The following is a 17,158-nucleotide window of genomic DNA, read 5'->3' as shown; positions in this document are numbered from 1 at the left end:
GTGCCGCCGGAACTGTCGGTGGTCGAACCTATGTTCGGTTCATGTCGCGGAGGCGTGGGTCGAGCGTGGTCGAGGGGGTGTTGCTCGACTGGGTGGTGGAGCACCCTGTCGAGCCGTCCCGGCTGCCGGCGGCGTGGCTGAGTGATGAGGAGTTGGCCGAGGAGTTGCAGCGGGTGCAGCGGCGCCGCGCGCAGGACACCGCGCACGAAGCCGAGCTCATCCTCGCCCTGGCGGCTGACCGTCCGGGGTCGGCTGATCCGCCGCCGGATCATCCGGGTGCGCGGCGGGCGGGGTGGACGGCGCAGCCGGCCGAGGGTGAGGTGAGTGAGTTCTTCACCGCCGAGCTGGCCACGGTGCTCAACGTGGGGCGGGGGACGGCGGCGATCCGGCTGACCCGGGCGTTGACCTGGGCGCGGAAGCTGCCGGCCACGTTCGCCGCGCTGCGGGCCGGGGAGCTCGACGAGCGCCGCGCCCAGCAGCTGGCCGACGCGTTGCAGCACACCAGCGCCGAGGTCGCCGGCCGGGTGGAGGACGCGCTGCTGGGTGAGGCCCGGGACCTGTCGGTGACCGGGCTGGGCAAGCGCGCCACCGAACTCATGCTGCGGTTCGATTCGGCCGCGGCCGAGGAGCGCCGGGCGGAGGCGGAGAAGGCCGCCGACGTGTACGTCTATCCCTCGGCTGCTGATGGGCGGGCGGTGCTGGCCGCGGACCTGCCGGCCGACGAGGCCGCCGAGTGCCACGATCTGCTCGACCAGTTGGCCCGGATGCTCAAGTCCGACGGGGATGACCGGCCGATCGGGGCGCTGCGCACCCACGTGCTGTCGGCGCTGGTCCGCCGCCCCGCCGACCACGGCCTGCCGCTGGTGGCGGCGAACCTGACGGTCACCGCCGCGCTGGCGGCGCTGGAGGGCGGGGTGACGCCGGGTGAGGTGAGCGGGCTGCCGATCACCGCCGCCCACCTGCGCGACCTGCTCACCCGGGTCGGCGCGCTCGGGCTCGCCGCTCCTGAGGGCGGCACCCTCACGTTCGCGATCACCGGCCCGGACGGGGAACTGCTGGCCACCCTCACCCCGGCCGAGCTGGCGCGGCTGGCGAAGCGGGGCTGCCCCGACCACCCCGGCCCCAGCAACGGCGAGCAGAGCGACGCCGAGCAACGTGACGCCGAGCAGAACGACGCCGAGCAGGGCGACGGGGGTGCGTCGTGCAGCTGTCCGGTGCTCGGGCCGCCGCCACCCACCGAGCGCTACGAGCCCACCGCACGGCAACGGGCCTTCGTGACCACCCGCGACCGGCGCTGCCGCTTCCCCAACTGCGGCCAGCGCGTGGGGTGGGCCGACCTCGACCACGTCGTCCCCCACGCCTGCGGCGGTGAGACCGACTGCGCCAACCTCTGCTGCCTGTGCCGCAGCCACCACCGGCTCAAGACCCACGCCCCCGGCTGGCACTTCGCCATGACCCCCGACGGCACGCTGCAGGTCACCACGTGCGGGATCACCCGCACCACCCGACCACCCGGCCTCCGACCACCTCCGCCGGAACCCGCCGAGCGATTCGGCGGGCCCGAGCCACCAGTCGCCGGCCCCGAATCACGACCGACCGAGCCCGCCGACGACCCGCCGCCCTTCTGAGATTGCGGGGAGAGGTGCTGCGACCGTGCACGGCTCTGGTCAGCGAGCCGGGTCACCGTCCAATCGGTGTGACTGGTGTGCCGGTAGTTGCTGTGCCGCGCTTCGTCGACCACTCGAGTCCCGGCGACGCAGGCTCGTGCCGATAAGAGCAGCGTGATCCGTCAGGACGTCCCGCAGGGCTCGCCGCGGAGCCCGCAGTGGTTCGACCCCGAGCACCAGGCCGACATCCTCGCGGCCTTCGACCATCACCTGGCCTCGGGGCTGCACGAGCGCACTCCGTTCTGCCCGCGCCCGGAGCGCGTGCTCGAACTGGGTCAACTCGCTGCCGCCAGCGCACTCCCCGCCCGTGCCGCCCTCCTCCGGTGGGGCGCGCTGCCTGCCTCGGTGCGCAGTCACCTGCTCACCGGCTGGTACGGGGTCCGCGAACCCCGCCGCCACGCCGCCTGACCGCACGCGCGCTCCGCCCACGTGCGGCTGACACACGCGCGTCAGCCGTACGACCGCCCTGCCCATGCGATCCGGCCGCACGACCGGCTGACTGCACGACCGGCTGACCGCACGCTCGCGTCATCAGTGCGGGCGGTGGGCGGCCGCACTGGCCGGCGTCAGCCGGCGCCGCGGTCCCGGACCGGCGGTGGCGTGGGCAGCGCGCAGGCCACCGTGCCACCCGGCAGCCGCATCCGGTTTGCCGCCACCAGCCGGTACACGCCCGCAGCCACCCAGCGCACCGGCGGCAGCACCAGCAGCAGACCCAGCAGAGGCAGCGGCCGGCGGCTCACCAGCAGCGCGTGCGCCACCGCCTGTGCGCCGCCGTCCACCCGCCCCGAGCGCCGCACCCACAGCACCTCACGCGCCGCCCGCTCGGCCGTGGTGCCCAGCGCAGGCAGGTCGGCCGGCTGCCAGGCCAGCACCTCCGCGTCGGCGGGCAGCACCCGCGGCGCCCAGCCGGCCACCCGCTGGCAGAAGCCGCAGTCGCCGTCGAACAGCAGCACCGGCCGGGCCACGGTCACCTCCACGGACGGGTGCGGGTCACGGCCGCGGGACGTTCCGCAGGTTGCTGCGGGCCAGGTCGATCATCTTCCCGACCCCGCCGCCCAGGACCATCTTCGACGCGGTCGCCGCGAACCCGCGGATCTGCTCCCCGGTGATCGCCGGCGGGATGGACAGCGCGTTCGGGTCGGTCACGAACTCCATCAGCACCGGCCCCGGCTCGGCCAGCCCCGCGGCGAGGGTGTCCCGCACCTCGCGGGGGTCCTCCACCCGCATCGACCGGATGCCGACCGCGGCCGCGATCGCCGCGAAGTTCGTCGGCTCGTGGTCGGTCTCGAAGTCCGGGATGCCGTCGACCATCATCTCCAGCTTCACCATGCCGAGCGACGCGTTGTTGAACAGCACGATCTTGACCGGCAGCCGGTGCAGCCGCGCCGTGATCAGCTCACCCAGCAGCATCGCCAGCCCGCCGTCCCCGCTCATCGACACGACCTGCCGCCCCGGCGCGGCGAACTGCGCGCCGATCGCGTGCGGCAGCGCGTTGGCCATCGACCCGTGCCGGAACGACCCGATCACCCGCCGCCGGCCGTTCGGCGTCAGGTAGCGCGCCGCCCACACGTTGCACATCCCGGTGTCCACGGTGAACACCGCGTCGTCCGCGGCGAGCTCGTCCAGCTGCGCGGCCACGTACTCCGGGTGGATCGGCCGCATCTTCTCCACCCGGTGGGTGTAGGCGTCGACCACCTTCTCCAGCGACGCCGCGTGGTCACGCAGCATCCCGTCCAGGAAGCTCCGGTCGGTCTTGCGCTCCAGCAGTGGCAGCAGCGCCCGGATCGTCTCCCCGACGTCGCCGTGCACGGCCACCTCGAGGGGGCTGCGCCGCCCCAGATGGGCGGCGTCCGCATCGACCTGCGCGGTCCGCGCCTGCGGCAGGAAGTTCACGTACGGGAAGTCGGTGCCCAGCAGCACCAGCAGGTCGGCCTCGTGCGTCGCCTTGTGCGCCGCGCCGTAGCCGAGCAGGCCGCTCATGCCGACGTCGTAGGGGTTGTCGTACTGGATGAACTCCTTGCCGCCCAGTGCGTGCCCCACCGGGGCGAGCACGTGCTCGGCCAGCTGCATCACCTCGTCGTGGGCGTCCCGGCAGCCGGCGCCGCAGAACAGCGTGACCGTGCCGGCGGCGTTGATCGCGTCGGCCAGCGCCTGCACCTGCTCGGCCGGCGGCCGGACGGGGGAGGGGCGGGCCACCATCGCCGACTCGACGGTCTCGCCACCGGACTCCTCGGCGGCCAGGTCACCGGGGAGCACAACGACGGAGACACCCTGCTCGCCGACGGCGGTCTGGATCGCCACCCGGAGCGCCTGCGGCATCTGCTTGGGGGTGACCACCTCGCACCAGGACGAGCAGTCCTGGAACGTCCGCTCCGGGTGGGTCTCCTGGAAGAAGGCCGTCCCGATCTCCTGGGACTGGATGTGCGAGGCGATCGCCAGCACCGGCGCCCCGCTGCGGTGCGCGTCGTACAGCCCCTGGATCAGGTGGGTGTTGCCCGGCCCGCAGGAACCCGCGCAGACCGCCAGCCGCCCGGTCACCTGCGCCTCGGCCGCCGCGGCGAAGGCGCCGCCCTCCTCGTTGGCCACGTGCACCCACTCGATGCCGTCGGTGTGCCGGACGGCGTCGACGATCGGGTTCAGCGAGTCACCGACCACGCCGTAGATCCGTTCCACCCCCGCGGCGCGGAGCATCTGCACGAGCTGGACGGCGACGGTCGGATGTGCCACGGGTGCTCCTCCGGACGGTGGGTCGGACGTCTGCTGCCGCACTCCTACCCGTGGCCGGTGGGCTGAACATGAACGGGGTCAGTCCTGCTCGGGCGGGGCGAACCGGGCGAGCGCCTCGACCGCCGGGCAGGTGTCGGACGCCCCGGTCAGCGGCGTGAGGTAGCCGGTCGGCCCGTCGCGCACCCCGTCCCGGCGCCGATGATCGGCTCGTCGAGGCCCGCGGTGTCGGCGGGCGCGTCGGCCGGGGCGACGGCGGCCCAGAACTCGGGCCGGAAGCCGACGACGACGTTCACGCCGCCGGTCGAGGAGAGCGGACCGGTCAGCCCGGCCACCCCGCGGACCAGGTCCGCCGCGGAGCGGCCGGGCGCCAGGTCGGGCGCCAGGTCGAACTCCAAGTAGCAGTGCTCGGGCGTCCCGAGCGCGACGATGCCGGGCTGCGGGGTCACGGCCTCACTGTGCCCGACACCCCGCAGCCGAGGGCATCAGTCGTTCGACGGCGGCTCGTCCTTGCCGGCCTCCTCGAGCGCGTCGGCCTCCTCCTTGGTCTTGTGCACGGCCTTGTCGGCGTGCTCCGGCGGCCCGTAGACGGTGTAGAGCACCAGTGGGTTGACCCCGTCGTTGACGAAGTTGTGCTTCTTGCCGGCCGGCACGACCACCAGGTCGCCCTGCGCGACCTTCTTCTCCTGGCCACCGACCTTGGCCCTGGCGGTGCCGCTGACGAAGGTCAGGATCTGGTCGACGTCGTGCACCTCCTCGCCGATCTCCCCGCCTGGCGGGATCGTCATGATCACCAGCTGGGTGTGCTCGCCGGTCCACAGCACCCGACGGAAGTCGGCACTCTGCTCGGCGACGGTGGCGATGGTGAAGTGCTCCATGGACGCCGGTCCTCCGTTCCCTCGATCCGCTGACCGGCGCGCGCCGGTCGCGACGGTCAGTCAAGAGCAGGTCGGCCGACGGCGCGATCCGAGAGCCCGTCCCCGACACCCTGGTGAATGTGGCCGCGCGGGGGGATGCTGACCGCCGTCACGCGCCGCCCGGCCCCCGGAGGCAGCCATGCGCACGCACCACGACGGCACCGACCCGGCCACCGTGGCCGCGGTCTCGGACACCCTCGAACCGGACACCGACGACGACACCGCCGGCTGGTCCCCGCCCGATCGGCCGTGGGTGTCGACCGGCTGGGGCACCACCGAGCGCGAGGAGGAGGCCGGTGAGAGCCTCTCCGGCCGGCTGGCCCGCGAGCTCCGCGACGGCGGGACCGACGACCGCGACGACGAGGGTGACGGTCTGGGCGACGACGCCGGCACCGACGGCGAGCTCCTCGACGACGAGGTCGGCGACGACCGCGCGGGCCGGCTCGCCGACGCCGACGACGACGGCCTGGTCGACCGGGAGGCGGAGCTGTACGCCGAGGACGAGGGCATCGACGGCGGGGCGGCCTCGGCGGAGGAGGCCGCGGTGCACCTCGTGCGGGACGGCGGCTGACCCGGGACCTCCGGCTCTGTGCGACCGGCGGCCCGGTGGGCCAGGCTGGTGCGAGCAGCCCGGTCGTCGGTGAGGGCCATGGGACGGCCGGGCACGGACAGGAGGACACGGTGACCGAGCAGGACGGCACGCGGGACGCGCTCGCGGCGGAGGTCGACGAGGCCATGGGCAACGCGGCTGGGGACGTGGCGCCCGCGGTGACGTCGACCGGGGCGGTCGAGGGCGGGGTCGTCGTCGGCCACGACGGTTCCGGGTGCGCCCAGGAGGCGCTCGTGTGGGCGGCCGGCCTGGCCGAGCGGGCCGGGTGGCCGCTGCACGTCGTCCGTGCCTGGCGGATCGCCACCGCGCCCCAGCCGGCCAGCTGGTCGCCGGGGTACGTCCCGCCGGTGAGCGACTACGAGAAGGCGGTCCAGGCCGACCTGGAGGCCGACGTCGTCGCGGCGCTCGGCCAGGACCGCGCCGCGGGCGTCACCTGCCACGTCGCGCACACCGCACCGGTGAAGGCGCTCATCGCCGCCGCCCGGCAGGCCGACCTCCTGGTGGTGGGTGCCCGCGGCCGCGGTGGCTTCGCCGGCCTGCTGCTGGGCTCGACCAGCGACCAGGTCACCCGGCACGCGCCCTGCCCCGTCACCGTGGTCCGGAGCGACCGCGAGGACTGACCACCCCGGCGGGTCGCGGCCGGGCCCGTGGGTGTCCACTGTCCGGGTGCCCGCCCCCGATCGCGTCCCGCCGTCCTTCCTGCAGGCCCACACCCGGGTCGAGCGGCCCACCCTGGTGCCCGAGGTGCAGCTGCACGTCGCCGACGACGTCGTCGCCCTGTGGGAGGCGATGGAGACCGAGGCCGGCGGCGCCGGCCAGGACCCGCCGTTCTGGGCCGCGGCCTGGCCGGGTGGCCAGGCCCTGGCCCGGTACGTCCTGGACACCCCGGAGCTCGTCGCCGGCAAGCGGGTGCTGGACCTCGGTGCCGGGAGCGGCCTGGTCGCCGTGGCGGCGCGGCTCGCCGGGGCGGCGCGCGTCGTCGCCAGCGACGTCGACCCGTACTCGCACGCCGCGGTCGCGCTCAACGCCGAGCTCAACGGGGTCACCGGGGTCGAGGTGGTGGGCGACGTGCTGGGCGAGGACGGACCGGACGTGGACGTCGTGCTGGCCGGCGACGTCTGCTACGACCGGGAGATGACCGCCCGGGTGCTGCCGTACCTGGGCGCCCACTGGCTGCGCGGCGCCACCGTCCTGCTCGGGGACCCGGGCCGCGCCTACCTGCCGCGGGAAGGGCTGCTGCCGGCCGCCACCCACGACGTCCCGGACGCCGACGGCGGGGAGGTCCGCCGGACGACGGTCTGGCGCCTGCCCTGAGCCGGGTGCGACCGGTGCGGCCTGCGGGACGGATCACACCGCGCTGACCAGGGGCGCCGTGGCACATCCCGACGAACTGGCGACGGAGCATTGTCACGAGGTCGTAAAGCGCTTTACCGTGGGCAGGTCCGGCCGGACGTCACGTCCCCACCCGGGGAGCCCGCGCCGGATGCCGCCGAGTCGCTGTCCGCAGCGATCCGGGGACCCACCGAAGCACTGGGGTGAATCCCGCCCGGGCACGCGCCCGGCCGGGTAGGGCGCCTTCCCGCCCGAATCCGTCAGCTAACCCGGTAGGCGGCCACGGAAGAGCCCGGAGCCCCCTCCTTCATGTCCCCACGCGCCATCCCGCACGACCACGCCGGGCACGACCTGCCGGCCGACGGAGACCTGCCCACCACGGTCCTCCCCGTCGCCGGGGAGGAGACCTCCCGTCGTGCCCGCCGCCTGGCGCCCCCGGCCGGCCTGCGCCGTCCGGCGATGTACCTGGCCGCCGCCGCGGTCGGCGCGGTCGTGGTGAACGTCGTCGTGGGCGGGCAGACCGGCGCGCAGGCCACCGCGGCGCCCGAGCCGGTGAGCATCGCCACCCAGCTGGGCCTCACCGCCCAGCACGCCAGCACCGTCGTCGCCGAGGGGCAGGTCGGCGACCGGCTCGGGGCGCTGGCGGCCGACCGCAGCCAGCGGCAGGAGGCCGAGGCCGCCGCCCAGCAGGCGCAGGCCGCCGCTGTCGCCGCCGAGGAGGCGCGGCTGGCCGAGGAGGCGCGGCTGGCCGAGGAGGCGCGGCTGGCCGAGGAGGCGCGGCTGGCCGAGGAGGCGCGGCTGGCCGAGGAGGCGCGGCTCGCGGAGGAGGCGCGCCAGGCCGAGGAGGCGCGCAAGGCGGAGGAGGCGCGCAAGGCCGAGCAGGCGGCTGCGGCTGCAGCCCCGCGGTCGCAGTCCAGCTCCCGGCCCTCCGGTGGCGGTGCCCCCGCCCCCGCCCCGGCTCCCGCCGCGCCGGCCGGCTCCTTCCAGAGCTACGCGCTGTCCCAGCTGGGCGGGGACGCCGGTCAGTTCTCCTGCCTGGAGAAGCTGTGGGGCAAGGAGAGCGGCTGGAACCCCAACGCGCAGAACCCGCGCAGCACCGCCTACGGCATCCCGCAGTTCCTGGACTCCACCTGGAAGGGCACCGGGATCGCCAAGACCTCCGACGGCTACCGTCAGATCGACGCCGGCCTGATCTACATCAACAACCGGTACGGCTCGCCGTGCGGCGCGTGGTCGCAGTCGCAGTCCGCCGGCTGGTACTGATCGACCCAGCACCGACCAGGAGGGGCCGCTCGCACCGGGCGGCCCCTCCTCGCGTGCCCAGCACGTCACCGCCCTGCCCGAATGTCACCCCCATCGGTCAGGATCACCGGGTGGACCACCCCGACCAGGAGGGCTGAACCGTGGGCAAGCACCGGGCACCCGAGCCCGCGGCCTCGGACTTCGACGCCGCGACGGCCGCGTTGGCCGACGTGACCGGCGACTACGTCGTCGACGCCGCGCACACCCGCATCGGCGTGCGGGCGCGGCACGCGATGGTGACGACGGTGCGCGGCGCGTTCACCGAGTTCGCCGGCACCGCCCATCTCGACACCGCCGACCCGGGTGCCAGCACCGTGTCGCTGCGCATCCGCACCGCCAGCATCGACACCGGCGCCCCCGACCGCGACGCGCACCTGCGCTCGCCGGACTTCCTGGACGTCGAGCGGTTCCCGGAGATGCGCTTCGACTCGACCGCGGTGCGGCAGGTCGACGACGAGGTCTACCGGGTCACCGGCGACCTGACCATCAAGGACGTCACCCGCACCGTCGAGATCGACTTCACCCTGACCGGCTCGGCGCTGGACCCGTTCGGCAACACGCGGGTCGGCTTCGAGGGTGCGCTGGCGATCAAGCGCAGCGACTGGGAGCTCACCTGGAACGCGGTCCTGGAGACCGGTGGTGTCCTGGTCAGCGACCGGATCCAGGTGGAGTTCGACGTCTCGGCGATCCGGGCCGGCTGACCCGGCGCGTTCCGCCCGCCGGGTCGCGCGCCCCGGCGGGCGGTGTCCGGGAGGCGGAAGGGTTGTGTCCCAGACCACTTCGCCCCGCTACGGTGGCACTGAGTGCCAGCGGCTGCGGCCGTGGGCACCGGAGGACGACGGCGTCCTCCGGTCCGAGCAGCAGGGGAGTGCGCAGATGGCGAACGCGTGGTTCGAGACGGTGGCCGAGGCGCAGCGGCGGGCCAAGCGCCGGTTGCCGAAGGGCGTGTACGGGGCGCTGGTCGCCGGCTCCGAGCGCGGGCTGACCGTCGACGACAACCTGGCCGCCTTCGCCGAGCTGGGCTTCGCCCCGCACACCGCCGGGCTGGCCAACGGCCGGCAGACGGCCACCCGCGTCATGGGCCAGGACATCGCGCTGCCGGTGCTGATCAGCCCGACCGGGGTGCAGGCCGTGCACCCCGACGGTGAGGTCGCCGTCGCGCGGGCCGCGGCCGCCCGCGGCACCGCGATCGGGCTCTCCTCGATGGCCAGCAAGCCGATGGAGGAGGTCATCGCCGCCAACCCGCAGACCTTCTTCCAGCTCTACTGGGTCGGCGACCGCGACCTCATGGCCGCCAAGGTCGAGCGGGCCCGGCGGGCCGGGGCGGCCGGGCTGATCGCCACGCTGGACTGGTCGTTCTCCTACGGCCGCGACTGGGGCAGCCCGTTCATCCCCGAACGCATCAACCTCGAGGCGGTGCGGCGGTACGCCCCCCAGGTGGCCCTCAAGCCCAGCTGGCTGTGGGACTTCGCCAAGACCAAGAAGCTGCCCGACCTCACCGTGCCGAACATGGTCGCCAACCCCGGCGACCCGGCGCCCACCTTCTTCGAGGCCTACGGCATGTGGATGCAGTCGCCCATGCCGACCTGGGAGGACGTCGCCTGGCTCCGGGAGCTGTGGGGCGATGACCGGCCGTTCATGCTCAAGGGCGTGATGCGCGTCGACGACGCCAGGCGGGCCGTCGACGCCGGGGTCAGCGCCATCTCCGTCTCCAACCACGGCGGCAACAACCTCGACGGCACCCCGGCCTCCGTCCGCGCCCTGCCGGCGATCGCCGAGGCCGTCGGCGACCAGGTCGAGGTGCTGCTGGACGGCGGCATCCGGCGCGGCGGCGACGTCGCCAAGGCCCTCGCCCTCGGAGCGAAGGCCGTGATGATCGGGCGCGCTTACCTCTGGGGCCTGGCGGCCAACGGGCAGGCCGGCGTGGAGAACGTGCTCGACGTGCTGCGCGACGGCCTCGGCTCGGCGATGGTCGGCCTGGGACGGGAGTCGGTGGCCGACCTGTGCCGGGACGACGTCGTCGTCCCGCCCGGCTTCGAGCGGTACCTGGGCGTCGACCAGGTCGCCGACGCCCCCGTGGAGACCGTTTCCGCGCAGCACCGGCCCGCCCGGGGGTAGCCGGCCGGGGCCGTGGCGAAGAGCTGCGGGCACCGATGACTTCGGGGCGGCTCGGCGGTCTGGGTGGGCAGAAGACCCGCCCGGTCGCCGAGGAGGCCGCCCATGTGCCCGCTGTCCCGTTTCGTTCCGCTGTGGTCGGTGCTCGAGCAGCGGGTCGCCGACGGCCGGTTGCCCGGTTACGCCGCGGCCGTCCGCTACCGGGGCGACATTGAGGTGCGCACCGGTGGCTGCCTGGTCCGCGGCGGCGGCGATCCGGTCACCCCGGACTCGCTGTTCCGGCTCGCGTCGCTGTCCAAGCCCTACGCCGGCGTGCTGACCCTGGCCCTCGTCGAGGACGGGGTGCTCACGCTGGACGACCGGGTGGCCCGGTGGCTGCCCGAGCTGGCCGACCCCCGGGTGCTCACCGTGCCCGGGGGTCCGCTGACGGAGACCGTGGCGGCGGCACGGGAGATCACCGTGCGCGACCTGCTGACGAACACCGCCGGTTTCGGTGCGCTGTTCGACGGCAGCCCGCTGGACGTCGCCATGGTCGCCGCCGGCCTGGGGGCCGGGCCGTCGTCCCCGGTGCTCCCACCCGCGGAGTTCCTCGCCCGGCTGGCCGAGCTGCCGCTGGCGGCCCAGCCGGGGGAGCGGTGGCTCTACCAGACGTGCACCGACGTCCTCTCCGTGCTGCTCGTCCGCGCGACCGGGTGCCCGCTGGGTGAGCTCCTCGCCCGGCGGGTCACCGACCCGCTGGGGCTGGCCGCGACCGGCTTCTGGGCGCGCGACGCCCGGCGGCTGACGGCCGCGTACCTGCCCGAGGGGGGAGACCTGGTGCTGCTCGACGGCCCCGGCGGGGCCGCCGCCCGGCCGCCGGTGTTCGAGGGGCTGGCCGCCGGGCTGGTCGCGACCGCCGGGGACGTGCTGGCCTTCCTCGCGGCGCTCGCCGACGGCGGCGGCCCGGTGCTGGCGCCCGGGTCGGTCGCCGAGCTGACCACCCCGTCGCTCACCGACCGGCAGCGGGCGACGGCCGGGGCGTTCCTGCCCGACGGCCTCTCGTGGGGGCTGCAGACCGGCGTGCGGGTGGACGACGGCGTGCCCGGCGGCTTCGGCTGGGACGGCGGCACCGGCACCACCGGCTGGGCCGACCCCGCCCGAGACCTGGTGGCCGTGCTGCTCACCACCCGCGGGTTCGGCGGCCCGGGGGAGGGCACCGACTGGTTCTGGCCGGAGCTGCACCGCTGCCTGTGACGGTCAGCCGCGGCGCAGCCGGCCCAGCAGGCCACCCGCGCCGCCGAGGGTGCGGGCGGCCAGCTGCAGGAGGGGACCGCCGGGTATGCCGGGCGCGGACTCGACGACGGGCGCCAGCCGCATCAGCCCGCCCAGCTGGTGCACCGTGAGCCGGCGGCGGGCGAGCGCGGCCACCGGGTTCGCCCGGCCGGAGGCGGCGTCCAGCAGCAGGTCGGCCGGGGCCTCGACCGCGGGGCCGGCCGGCCGTCCCGGGGGCACGCGCGTCACGGTCCAGCCGCCGTCGGCCGCGGCGAACGTCCAGCCGCCGTCGGGGGTGGTCAGGGTGGCGCCCGCGGTGATGCCCGCGGCCGTGGTCAGCGCGCCGGTGACGTCGGCGAGGGCGGCCAGGCCGGCCTGCAGGCTCTCCGGTGGCGGCGCGGGGGCACCGGCGGAGACCAGGTCCAGGCCGTGCACGGCCAGCTCGTAGGCCTGCCCGAGGACGACGCTGAGCAGCGGGAGCCGACCCACCGTGGCGACCGTCGGGGCGGTGTCGAGCGCGGCCGGTTCCTCGGTCAGGTAGTGCACCGTCGCCGCCCGGGCGCGCTCGAGGGCGGCGAGCACCTCGGCGCGGCTCGCGTCCCGGTGCGCCGCGGTGACCTGGGCGTTGACCACGTCCGGGTCCGCCGGGGTGCCGGTGGCGCCGGAGCGGGCGCCGGCGACCAGGTCGTCGAGCGCGGCGGCGTCCGGCCAGACGCCCAGGTGCGTGCAGACCTCCTGGGCGCGCCAGCCCGGCAACCGGGTGCTTCGGTGCAGGTCGACGGCGCGCGCCTGGGCCAGGAAGCCGTCCCAGGCCCCCAGCACCAGCCGGCTGACCTCGTCGCGTCCGGCGTCGGTCATCCCGCGGGCTGCGCTCATGCCCAGCCCCTACCCGCGCCCCGAGCCGCTCAGGCGGGCCGGAACCGGGCCGACAACGGCTCGACGAACCGCGCCAGCACCGGCCCGCCGATCGCGAGCACCAGCACGTACCCGGTGGCCAGCGGCCCGACGGCGGTCAGCCCGGCGGCGACCGCCAGCCCGGCGATGACCACGGAGAACTCCCCGCGCGCCACCAGCGCCGCCCCGGCGCGCAGCCGGCCGGGCACCGCCACGCCGTCGCGCCGGGCGGCGAACCAACCGGTGCCCAGCTTGGTGGCCGCGGTGACCAGCGCCAGCAGCAGCACGGCCGGCAGCACCGGCAGCAGGGCGCCCGGGTCGGTGGACAGCCCGAAGGCGACGAAGAAGGTCGCGGCGAACAGGTCGCGCAGCGGGGACAGCACCGCGCGGGCCCGTTCGGCCAGCGACGCCGGGACGGCGATGCCCACCAGGAAGGCGCCGACCGCGGCCGAGGCGCCCAGCGCCTGCGCCGCGCCGGCGACCAGCAGGGTCAGGCCGAACAGCCGCAGCAGCACCTGCTCGTCGTCCGGGTGGTCCAGCACCCGGCCCAGCCGGTGCCCGTGCCGGCTGGCGGCCAGCAGGACCAGCAGCACGGCGCCGCCGGCCAGCGCGATCCCGGCGACGGCCTGCAGCGGTCCGCCGCCGGCCAGCGCGACCACCAGCAGCGGGAGGAACAGCGCCATCGCGACGTCCTCGAGCACCAGCACCGACAGCACCGCGGGGGTCTCCCGGTTGCCCAGCCGGCCCAGGTCGCCGAGCAGCCGGGCGACGATCCCGGAGGAGGAGATCCAGGTGACGCCGGCCATCGCCAGCGCTCCCTGCCAGGGCAGCCCCAGCAGCAGGCCGGCGGCGAACCCCGGTGGTGCGTTGAGCAGCAGGTCGACCAGCCCGGAGGGCCCGTGCCGGCGCAGTGAGCCGAACAGCTCGGCGGCGGAGAACTCCAGGCCGAGCGCCAGCAGCAGCAGGACCACGCCGATCTCGGCGGCCGCCTCCAGGAACGGCTCGGCGGTGGTCAGCGGGGCGACCCCGCCCTCGCCGAGCGCGAGGGAGGCCAGCAGCACGAACGGGATGGGGGACAGCCCGAGCCGGCGGGCGAGCAGCCCCAGCGCCGACAGGCCGAGGAACAGCAGACCGAGCTCGACGAGGAGCGCCGCGACGTGCTCCACCGCCCGCCCTCAGGACTGGCCGGTGAGCAGTGCGGCGAAGGCGGCCAGGCCGGATCCCGAGCCGATCGCCACCAGCACGTCGCCGACCTGCAGCACCTGCTCCGGGCCGGGCGCGGTGACGACGTCGCCGCCGCGGACCAGCGCCACGATCGAGCAGCCGGTCAGGGTGCGCGCGCGGGTGTCGCCCATCGGCCGGCCGGCGAACGGCGACCCGGCGGGCACGGTCACCCGGGTGGACTCCAGCCCGGGCACCTCGCGGGACAGGTCGGCGAAGCGCTGGGTCACCCGGGGCGCGCCCAGCACCTCGGCGACCGCGGCCACCTCATCGGCCTCCAACTGCAGCACCTCGCGGGCCTGGTCGGGGTCGCGCCGGTCGTAGAAGACCAGCTCCACCGAGCCCTCCCGGCGGACCACGATGCCGACCGGCTGGCCGGCCCGGGTGGTCAGCTCGTAGCGGACACCGACGCCGGGCAGCAGCGTCTCGACGAACTCCACGGGGCTCACCGTCACCGGTCCATCGTGGCAGCCGCCGGTCAGCGCGCGGGCGGGGGCTGCAGCGCCAGCTGTGTGCGCAGCGCGGCGACCAGGGCCAGCGGCTGGTCGAGCATCGGGTGGTGCCCGGCGGCGGGCAGCTCGACCACGGGCAGCGGCCCGGGGGTGAGGCCGGCCATCTCGGTGGCCATCTCCGCGGTGACCAGCCCGTGCGCGCAGCGCAGCAGCATGGCCGGCCGGCGCAGCCGGGGGAGCAGGTCGCGCAGCCGCAGCCGGGTGCCGAAGAACTCCGGGTCGAAGGCCCAGGTCCACCCGCCGTCGACGGCGCGCAGCGAGCCGCGGGCGACGTGGTCGCGGACCTCCGGCAGGTACACCTCCTGCGGCGGGAGGGTGCGGAACCGCGCCATCGCCGCGTCCAGCGTGGGGTGCACCGTGTGCGGGCGGCACCGCTCGCGCAGCCGGCTCTCGTCCGGGGGTGCGTCGTTGAGCGGGGAGTCGATGACCACCACGCCGCCGACCTGGGCCGGGTGCTCGACCGCGGCGGTGACCGCGACCCAGCCGCCCATGCTGTGCCCGACCACCAGCGGCCGGTCCAGCCCGGCAGACGCGGCGACCGCCACCACCTCGCGGGCCCACACCAACGGGTCGTACTCGGGGCGGTGGTCGCTGTCGCCGTGCCCGGTGAGGTCCAGGGCGACCACCCGGTGCCCGGTCAGCTGCGGGGCGATGTGGTCCCACCAGCCCGAGTGGACGGCGCCGCCGTGCACCAGCACCACGCCGGGGGCGCCGGCCGGCCCCCAGGCGCGCACGTGCACGCGGGCGCCGGCCACCACGACGTCACGGTGCTCGGGCTGGGCGGCGAGGGCTTGGGTGAACCACGTCGGCGGGGTCATCCCCGGATCCTGCCCGACGGGGTCACCGGCCCTTCAGCAGCTCCTCGAACGACGTCGTCGGGTCGGCGAACGGGTCGGCCGGGCGGGCGCTGACCGGCCGGCCCGCGACCAGCCCGGCCAGCTCGCCGGCTGCCCGCTCGACCCGCTCGGCCAGCGACCGGTCGATCCCGCCGCCGGCCCAGTCCTCCGCGGCGGCGAAGACCCCGGTGGGCGCCGGCACCGCCCGCAGGTAGGCGAACAGCGGCCGCAGCGCGTACTCCACGACCAGCGAGTGCCGCGCCGTCCCCGCGGTGGCGCCCAGCAGGACCGGCCTCCCGATGAGCGCGTCCTTGTCCAGCACGTCGAAGAACGTCTTGAACAGCCCGGAGTAGCTGGCCGAGAAGACCGGGGTCACCGCGATGACGGCGTCCGCCCCGACGACGGTGTCGATCGAGGCCTGCAGGGGCTCGTTGGCGAAGCCCGTCGTCAGGTGGTCGGCCAGGTCGCGGGCGTGCCCGCGCAGCTCGACGAGCTCGACGGTGGCGTCGTCGCCGCGGCCGCGCAGCGCCTCGACCGCGGCTGCGGCGAGCCGGTCGGCCAGCAGCCGGGTCGAGCTCGGGGTGCTCAGCCCGGCGCTGACCACCGCGAGGGTGCGGGTGGTCATCGGGCCGGGACCTCCTGGACCTGGCCGGTGACGTCGTCGGCCGGGGCGTACACCGTGGCGTCCTTGCTGCCGCCGGCGGCGGCGACCAGGGAGGCGTGCGTCGGCGCCTCGGGGACGTGTGCCGGCTTGAGCGCGGCGAACTCGCGGCGCAGCACGGGCACGACCTCCTCGCCGAGGATGTCCAGCTGCTCGAGGACCGTCTTCAGCGGCAGGCCGGCGTGGTCGATGAGGAACAGCTGGCGCTGGTAGTCACCGACGTAGTCGCGGAAGCCGAGCGTCCGCTCGATCACCTGCTCCGGCGAGCCGACGGTCAGCGGGGTCTGGGTGCTGAACTCCTCCAGCGACGGTCCACCGCCGTAGACCGGCGCCTTGTCGAAGTACGGGCGGAACTCCCGGACGGCGTCCTGCGAGTTCTTCCGCATGAAGACCTGCCCGCCGAGCCCGACGATGGCCTGGTCGGCGGCGCCGTGGCCGTAGTGCTCGAACCGTCGGCGGTAGAACTCGACCATCCGCTGGGTGTGCTCGGCCGGCCAGAAGATGTGGTTGTGGAAGAAGCCGTCGCCGTAGTAGGCCGCCTGCTCGGCGATCTGCGGGCTGCGGATCGAGCCGTGCCACACGAACGGCGGGACGCCGTCGAGTGGGCGCGGTGTGGCGGTGAAGCCCTGCAGCGGCGTGCGGAACTGCCCCTCCCAGTTGACGACGTCCTCGCGCCACAGCCGGCGCAGCAGCTGGTAGTTCTCCACCGCGAGCGGGATGCCGTCGCGGATGTCCTTGCCGAACCAGGGATAGACCGGGCCGGTGTTGCCGCGGCCCATCATCAGGTCGACACGGCCATCGGCGACGTGCTGCAGGGTGGCGAAGTCCTCGGCGATCCTCACCGGGTCGGTGGTGGTGATCAGCGTCGTGGACGTCGACAGCACGAGCTTCTCGGTCTTGGCCGCGATGTAGCCCAGCGTGGTGGTGGGGGAGGAGACCACGAACGGCGGGTTGTGGTGCTGGCCCTGGGCGAAGACGTCGAGCCCCACCTCCTCGGCCTTGAGCGCGATGGTGATCAGCGACTTCACCCGCTCGGCCTCGGTGGGGGCCCGGCCGGTGGTCGGGTCGGGGGTGACGTCGCCGACGGTGAAGATCCCGAACTGCATCTCGTCCTCC

General features: G+C 75.3%; 19 protein-coding genes and 1 riboswitch. Of the genes, 9 read left to right on the top strand and 10 right to left on the bottom strand.

The window, feature by feature from the left end; translation table 11 throughout:
- Positions 1 to 41: 41 nt before the first annotated feature.
- Both ACI79A_RS10240 and ACI79A_RS10235 read left to right on the top strand, forming a co-directional pair.
- Positions 42 to 1,628 (top strand): DUF222 domain-containing protein, encoded by a 1,587-nt coding sequence (locus ACI79A_RS10240; RefSeq protein ID WP_457082665.1) that lies wholly within the window; start codon positions 42 to 44, stop codon positions 1,626 to 1,628.
- Positions 1,629 to 1,781: 153 nt separating this feature from the next.
- Entirely contained in the window at positions 1,782 to 2,075 is a 294-nt protein-coding gene (locus ACI79A_RS10235) for a hypothetical protein (protein ID WP_457082663.1), read from the top strand.
- 158 nt (positions 2,076 to 2,233) lie between these two features.
- On the opposite strand, the gene ACI79A_RS10230 is transcribed toward ACI79A_RS10235, so the two are convergent.
- The 4 genes from ACI79A_RS10230 to ACI79A_RS10215 all read right to left on the bottom strand — a co-directional run bounded on the left by ACI79A_RS10230 (position 2,234) and on the right by ACI79A_RS10215 (position 5,269).
- Positions 2,234 to 2,632: a thiol-disulfide oxidoreductase DCC family protein gene (locus ACI79A_RS10230; protein WP_457082661.1), complete on the bottom strand. Its 399-nt coding sequence runs from the start codon at positions 2,630 to 2,632 to the stop codon at positions 2,234 to 2,236.
- 25 nt (positions 2,633 to 2,657) lie between these two features.
- Complete coding sequence (locus ACI79A_RS10225; RefSeq protein WP_457082659.1) at positions 2,658 to 4,394, bottom strand: pyruvate dehydrogenase; 1,737 nt, start codon at positions 4,392 to 4,394, stop codon at positions 2,658 to 2,660.
- A gap of 146 nt (positions 4,395 to 4,540) precedes the next feature.
- Positions 4,541 to 4,840 (bottom strand): hypothetical protein, encoded by a 300-nt coding sequence (locus tag ACI79A_RS10220; RefSeq protein ID WP_457082657.1) that lies wholly within the window; start codon positions 4,838 to 4,840, stop codon positions 4,541 to 4,543.
- Between the two features lie 36 nt (positions 4,841 to 4,876).
- Positions 4,877 to 5,269 (bottom strand): cupin domain-containing protein, encoded by a 393-nt coding sequence (locus ACI79A_RS10215; protein WP_457082655.1) that lies wholly within the window; start codon positions 5,267 to 5,269, stop codon positions 4,877 to 4,879.
- A 178-nt stretch (positions 5,270 to 5,447) separates the two neighbouring features.
- On the opposite strand from ACI79A_RS10215, the gene ACI79A_RS10210 reads away from it, so the two are divergent.
- The 7 genes from ACI79A_RS10210 to ACI79A_RS10180 all read left to right on the top strand — a co-directional run bounded on the left by ACI79A_RS10210 (position 5,448) and on the right by ACI79A_RS10180 (position 11,900).
- The gene (locus ACI79A_RS10210) at positions 5,448 to 5,879 is read left to right on the top strand and encodes a DUF5709 domain-containing protein (protein WP_457082653.1); all 432 of its coding nucleotides are present in this window, start codon (positions 5,448 to 5,450) and stop codon (positions 5,877 to 5,879) included.
- A gap of 110 nt (positions 5,880 to 5,989) precedes the next feature.
- Positions 5,990 to 6,538, top strand: coding sequence for a universal stress protein (locus ACI79A_RS10205; RefSeq protein WP_457082651.1), 549 nt, complete (start codon positions 5,990 to 5,992; stop codon positions 6,536 to 6,538).
- A 46-nt stretch (positions 6,539 to 6,584) separates the two neighbouring features.
- Positions 6,585 to 7,232: a class I SAM-dependent methyltransferase gene (locus tag ACI79A_RS10200; RefSeq protein WP_457082649.1), complete on the top strand. Its 648-nt coding sequence runs from the start codon at positions 6,585 to 6,587 to the stop codon at positions 7,230 to 7,232.
- Between the two features lie 163 nt (positions 7,233 to 7,395).
- A riboswitch (cyclic di-AMP (ydaO/yuaA leader) is annotated at positions 7,396 to 7,544 on the top strand.
- Positions 7,545 to 7,559: 15 nt separating this feature from the next.
- Entirely contained in the window at positions 7,560 to 8,513 is a 954-nt protein-coding gene (locus tag ACI79A_RS10195; protein ID WP_457082647.1) for an aggregation-promoting factor C-terminal-like domain-containing protein, read from the top strand.
- A 140-nt stretch (positions 8,514 to 8,653) separates the two neighbouring features.
- A complete protein-coding gene (locus tag ACI79A_RS10190) occupies positions 8,654 to 9,253 on the top strand; it encodes a YceI family protein (RefSeq protein ID WP_457082645.1) in 600 nt (199 codons plus the stop codon).
- A gap of 175 nt (positions 9,254 to 9,428) precedes the next feature.
- On the top strand, positions 9,429 to 10,670 hold the full coding sequence (mftD, locus tag ACI79A_RS10185; protein ID WP_457082643.1) for a pre-mycofactocin synthase MftD: 1,242 nt from the start codon (positions 9,429 to 9,431) through the stop codon (positions 10,668 to 10,670).
- Positions 10,671 to 10,772: 102 nt separating this feature from the next.
- Positions 10,773 to 11,900, top strand: coding sequence for a serine hydrolase domain-containing protein (locus ACI79A_RS10180; protein WP_457082641.1), 1,128 nt, complete (start codon positions 10,773 to 10,775; stop codon positions 11,898 to 11,900).
- A gap of 3 nt (positions 11,901 to 11,903) precedes the next feature.
- On the opposite strand, the gene ACI79A_RS10175 is transcribed toward ACI79A_RS10180, so the two are convergent.
- Genes ACI79A_RS10175 through ACI79A_RS10150 form a run of 6 tightly spaced genes read right to left on the bottom strand, consistent with a single transcriptional unit; the run spans position 11,904 to position 17,148 of the window.
- Positions 11,904 to 12,794 carry a maleylpyruvate isomerase N-terminal domain-containing protein gene (locus ACI79A_RS10175; RefSeq protein ID WP_457082639.1) on the bottom strand — a complete coding sequence of 297 codons (891 nt, stop codon included), beginning with the start codon at positions 12,792 to 12,794 and terminating at the stop codon, positions 11,904 to 11,906.
- Between the two features lie 29 nt (positions 12,795 to 12,823).
- Positions 12,824 to 13,978: a cation:proton antiporter gene (locus tag ACI79A_RS10170; RefSeq protein ID WP_457082637.1), complete on the bottom strand. Its 1,155-nt coding sequence runs from the start codon at positions 13,976 to 13,978 to the stop codon at positions 12,824 to 12,826.
- Positions 13,979 to 13,987: 9 nt separating this feature from the next.
- Positions 13,988 to 14,488, bottom strand: a complete 501-nt coding sequence (locus ACI79A_RS10165) for a cation:proton antiporter regulatory subunit (protein ID WP_457082635.1) — start codon at positions 14,486 to 14,488, stop codon at positions 13,988 to 13,990.
- Between the two features lie 23 nt (positions 14,489 to 14,511).
- Positions 14,512 to 15,363, bottom strand: coding sequence for an alpha/beta fold hydrolase (locus ACI79A_RS10160; RefSeq protein WP_457082633.1), 852 nt, complete (start codon positions 15,361 to 15,363; stop codon positions 14,512 to 14,514).
- Between the two features lie 22 nt (positions 15,364 to 15,385).
- Positions 15,386 to 16,006, bottom strand: a complete 621-nt coding sequence (locus ACI79A_RS10155) for a CE1759 family FMN reductase (RefSeq protein WP_457082631.1) — start codon at positions 16,004 to 16,006, stop codon at positions 15,386 to 15,388.
- Positions 16,003 to 17,148, bottom strand: coding sequence for an LLM class flavin-dependent oxidoreductase (locus ACI79A_RS10150; protein WP_457082629.1), 1,146 nt, complete (start codon positions 17,146 to 17,148; stop codon positions 16,003 to 16,005). Before ACI79A_RS10150 ends, ACI79A_RS10155 begins: the two co-directional genes overlap by 4 nt.
- Between the last annotated feature and the right edge of the window lie 10 nt (positions 17,149 to 17,158).

The organism is Modestobacter sp. SYSU DS0657, assembly GCF_054050925.1.
Note: the sequence above shows the minus strand (reverse complement) of the source record. Positions and strands in the feature narration are given on the sequence as shown.

Coding starts and splice junctions, on each gene's coding strand:
- mftD (WP_457082643.1), top strand. CDS start 9,429: ATGGCGAACGCGTGGTTCGAGACGGTGGCCGAGGCGCAGCGGCGGGCC.
- ACI79A_RS10155 (WP_457082631.1), bottom strand. CDS start 16,006: ATGACCACCCGCACCCTCGCGGTGGTCAGCGCCGGGCTGAGCACCCCG.
- ACI79A_RS10195 (WP_457082647.1), top strand. CDS start 7,560: ATGTCCCCACGCGCCATCCCGCACGACCACGCCGGGCACGACCTGCCG.
- ACI79A_RS10215 (WP_457082655.1), bottom strand. CDS start 5,269: ATGGAGCACTTCACCATCGCCACCGTCGCCGAGCAGAGTGCCGACTTC.
- ACI79A_RS10160 (WP_457082633.1), bottom strand. CDS start 15,363: ATGACCCCGCCGACGTGGTTCACCCAAGCCCTCGCCGCCCAGCCCGAG.
- ACI79A_RS10175 (WP_457082639.1), bottom strand. CDS start 12,794: ATGAGCGCAGCCCGCGGGATGACCGACGCCGGACGCGACGAGGTCAGC.
- ACI79A_RS10240 (WP_457082665.1), top strand. CDS start 42: ATGTCGCGGAGGCGTGGGTCGAGCGTGGTCGAGGGGGTGTTGCTCGAC.
- ACI79A_RS10210 (WP_457082653.1), top strand. CDS start 5,448: ATGCGCACGCACCACGACGGCACCGACCCGGCCACCGTGGCCGCGGTC.
- ACI79A_RS10150 (WP_457082629.1), bottom strand. CDS start 17,148: ATGCAGTTCGGGATCTTCACCGTCGGCGACGTCACCCCCGACCCGACC.
- ACI79A_RS10180 (WP_457082641.1), top strand. CDS start 10,773: ATGTGCCCGCTGTCCCGTTTCGTTCCGCTGTGGTCGGTGCTCGAGCAG.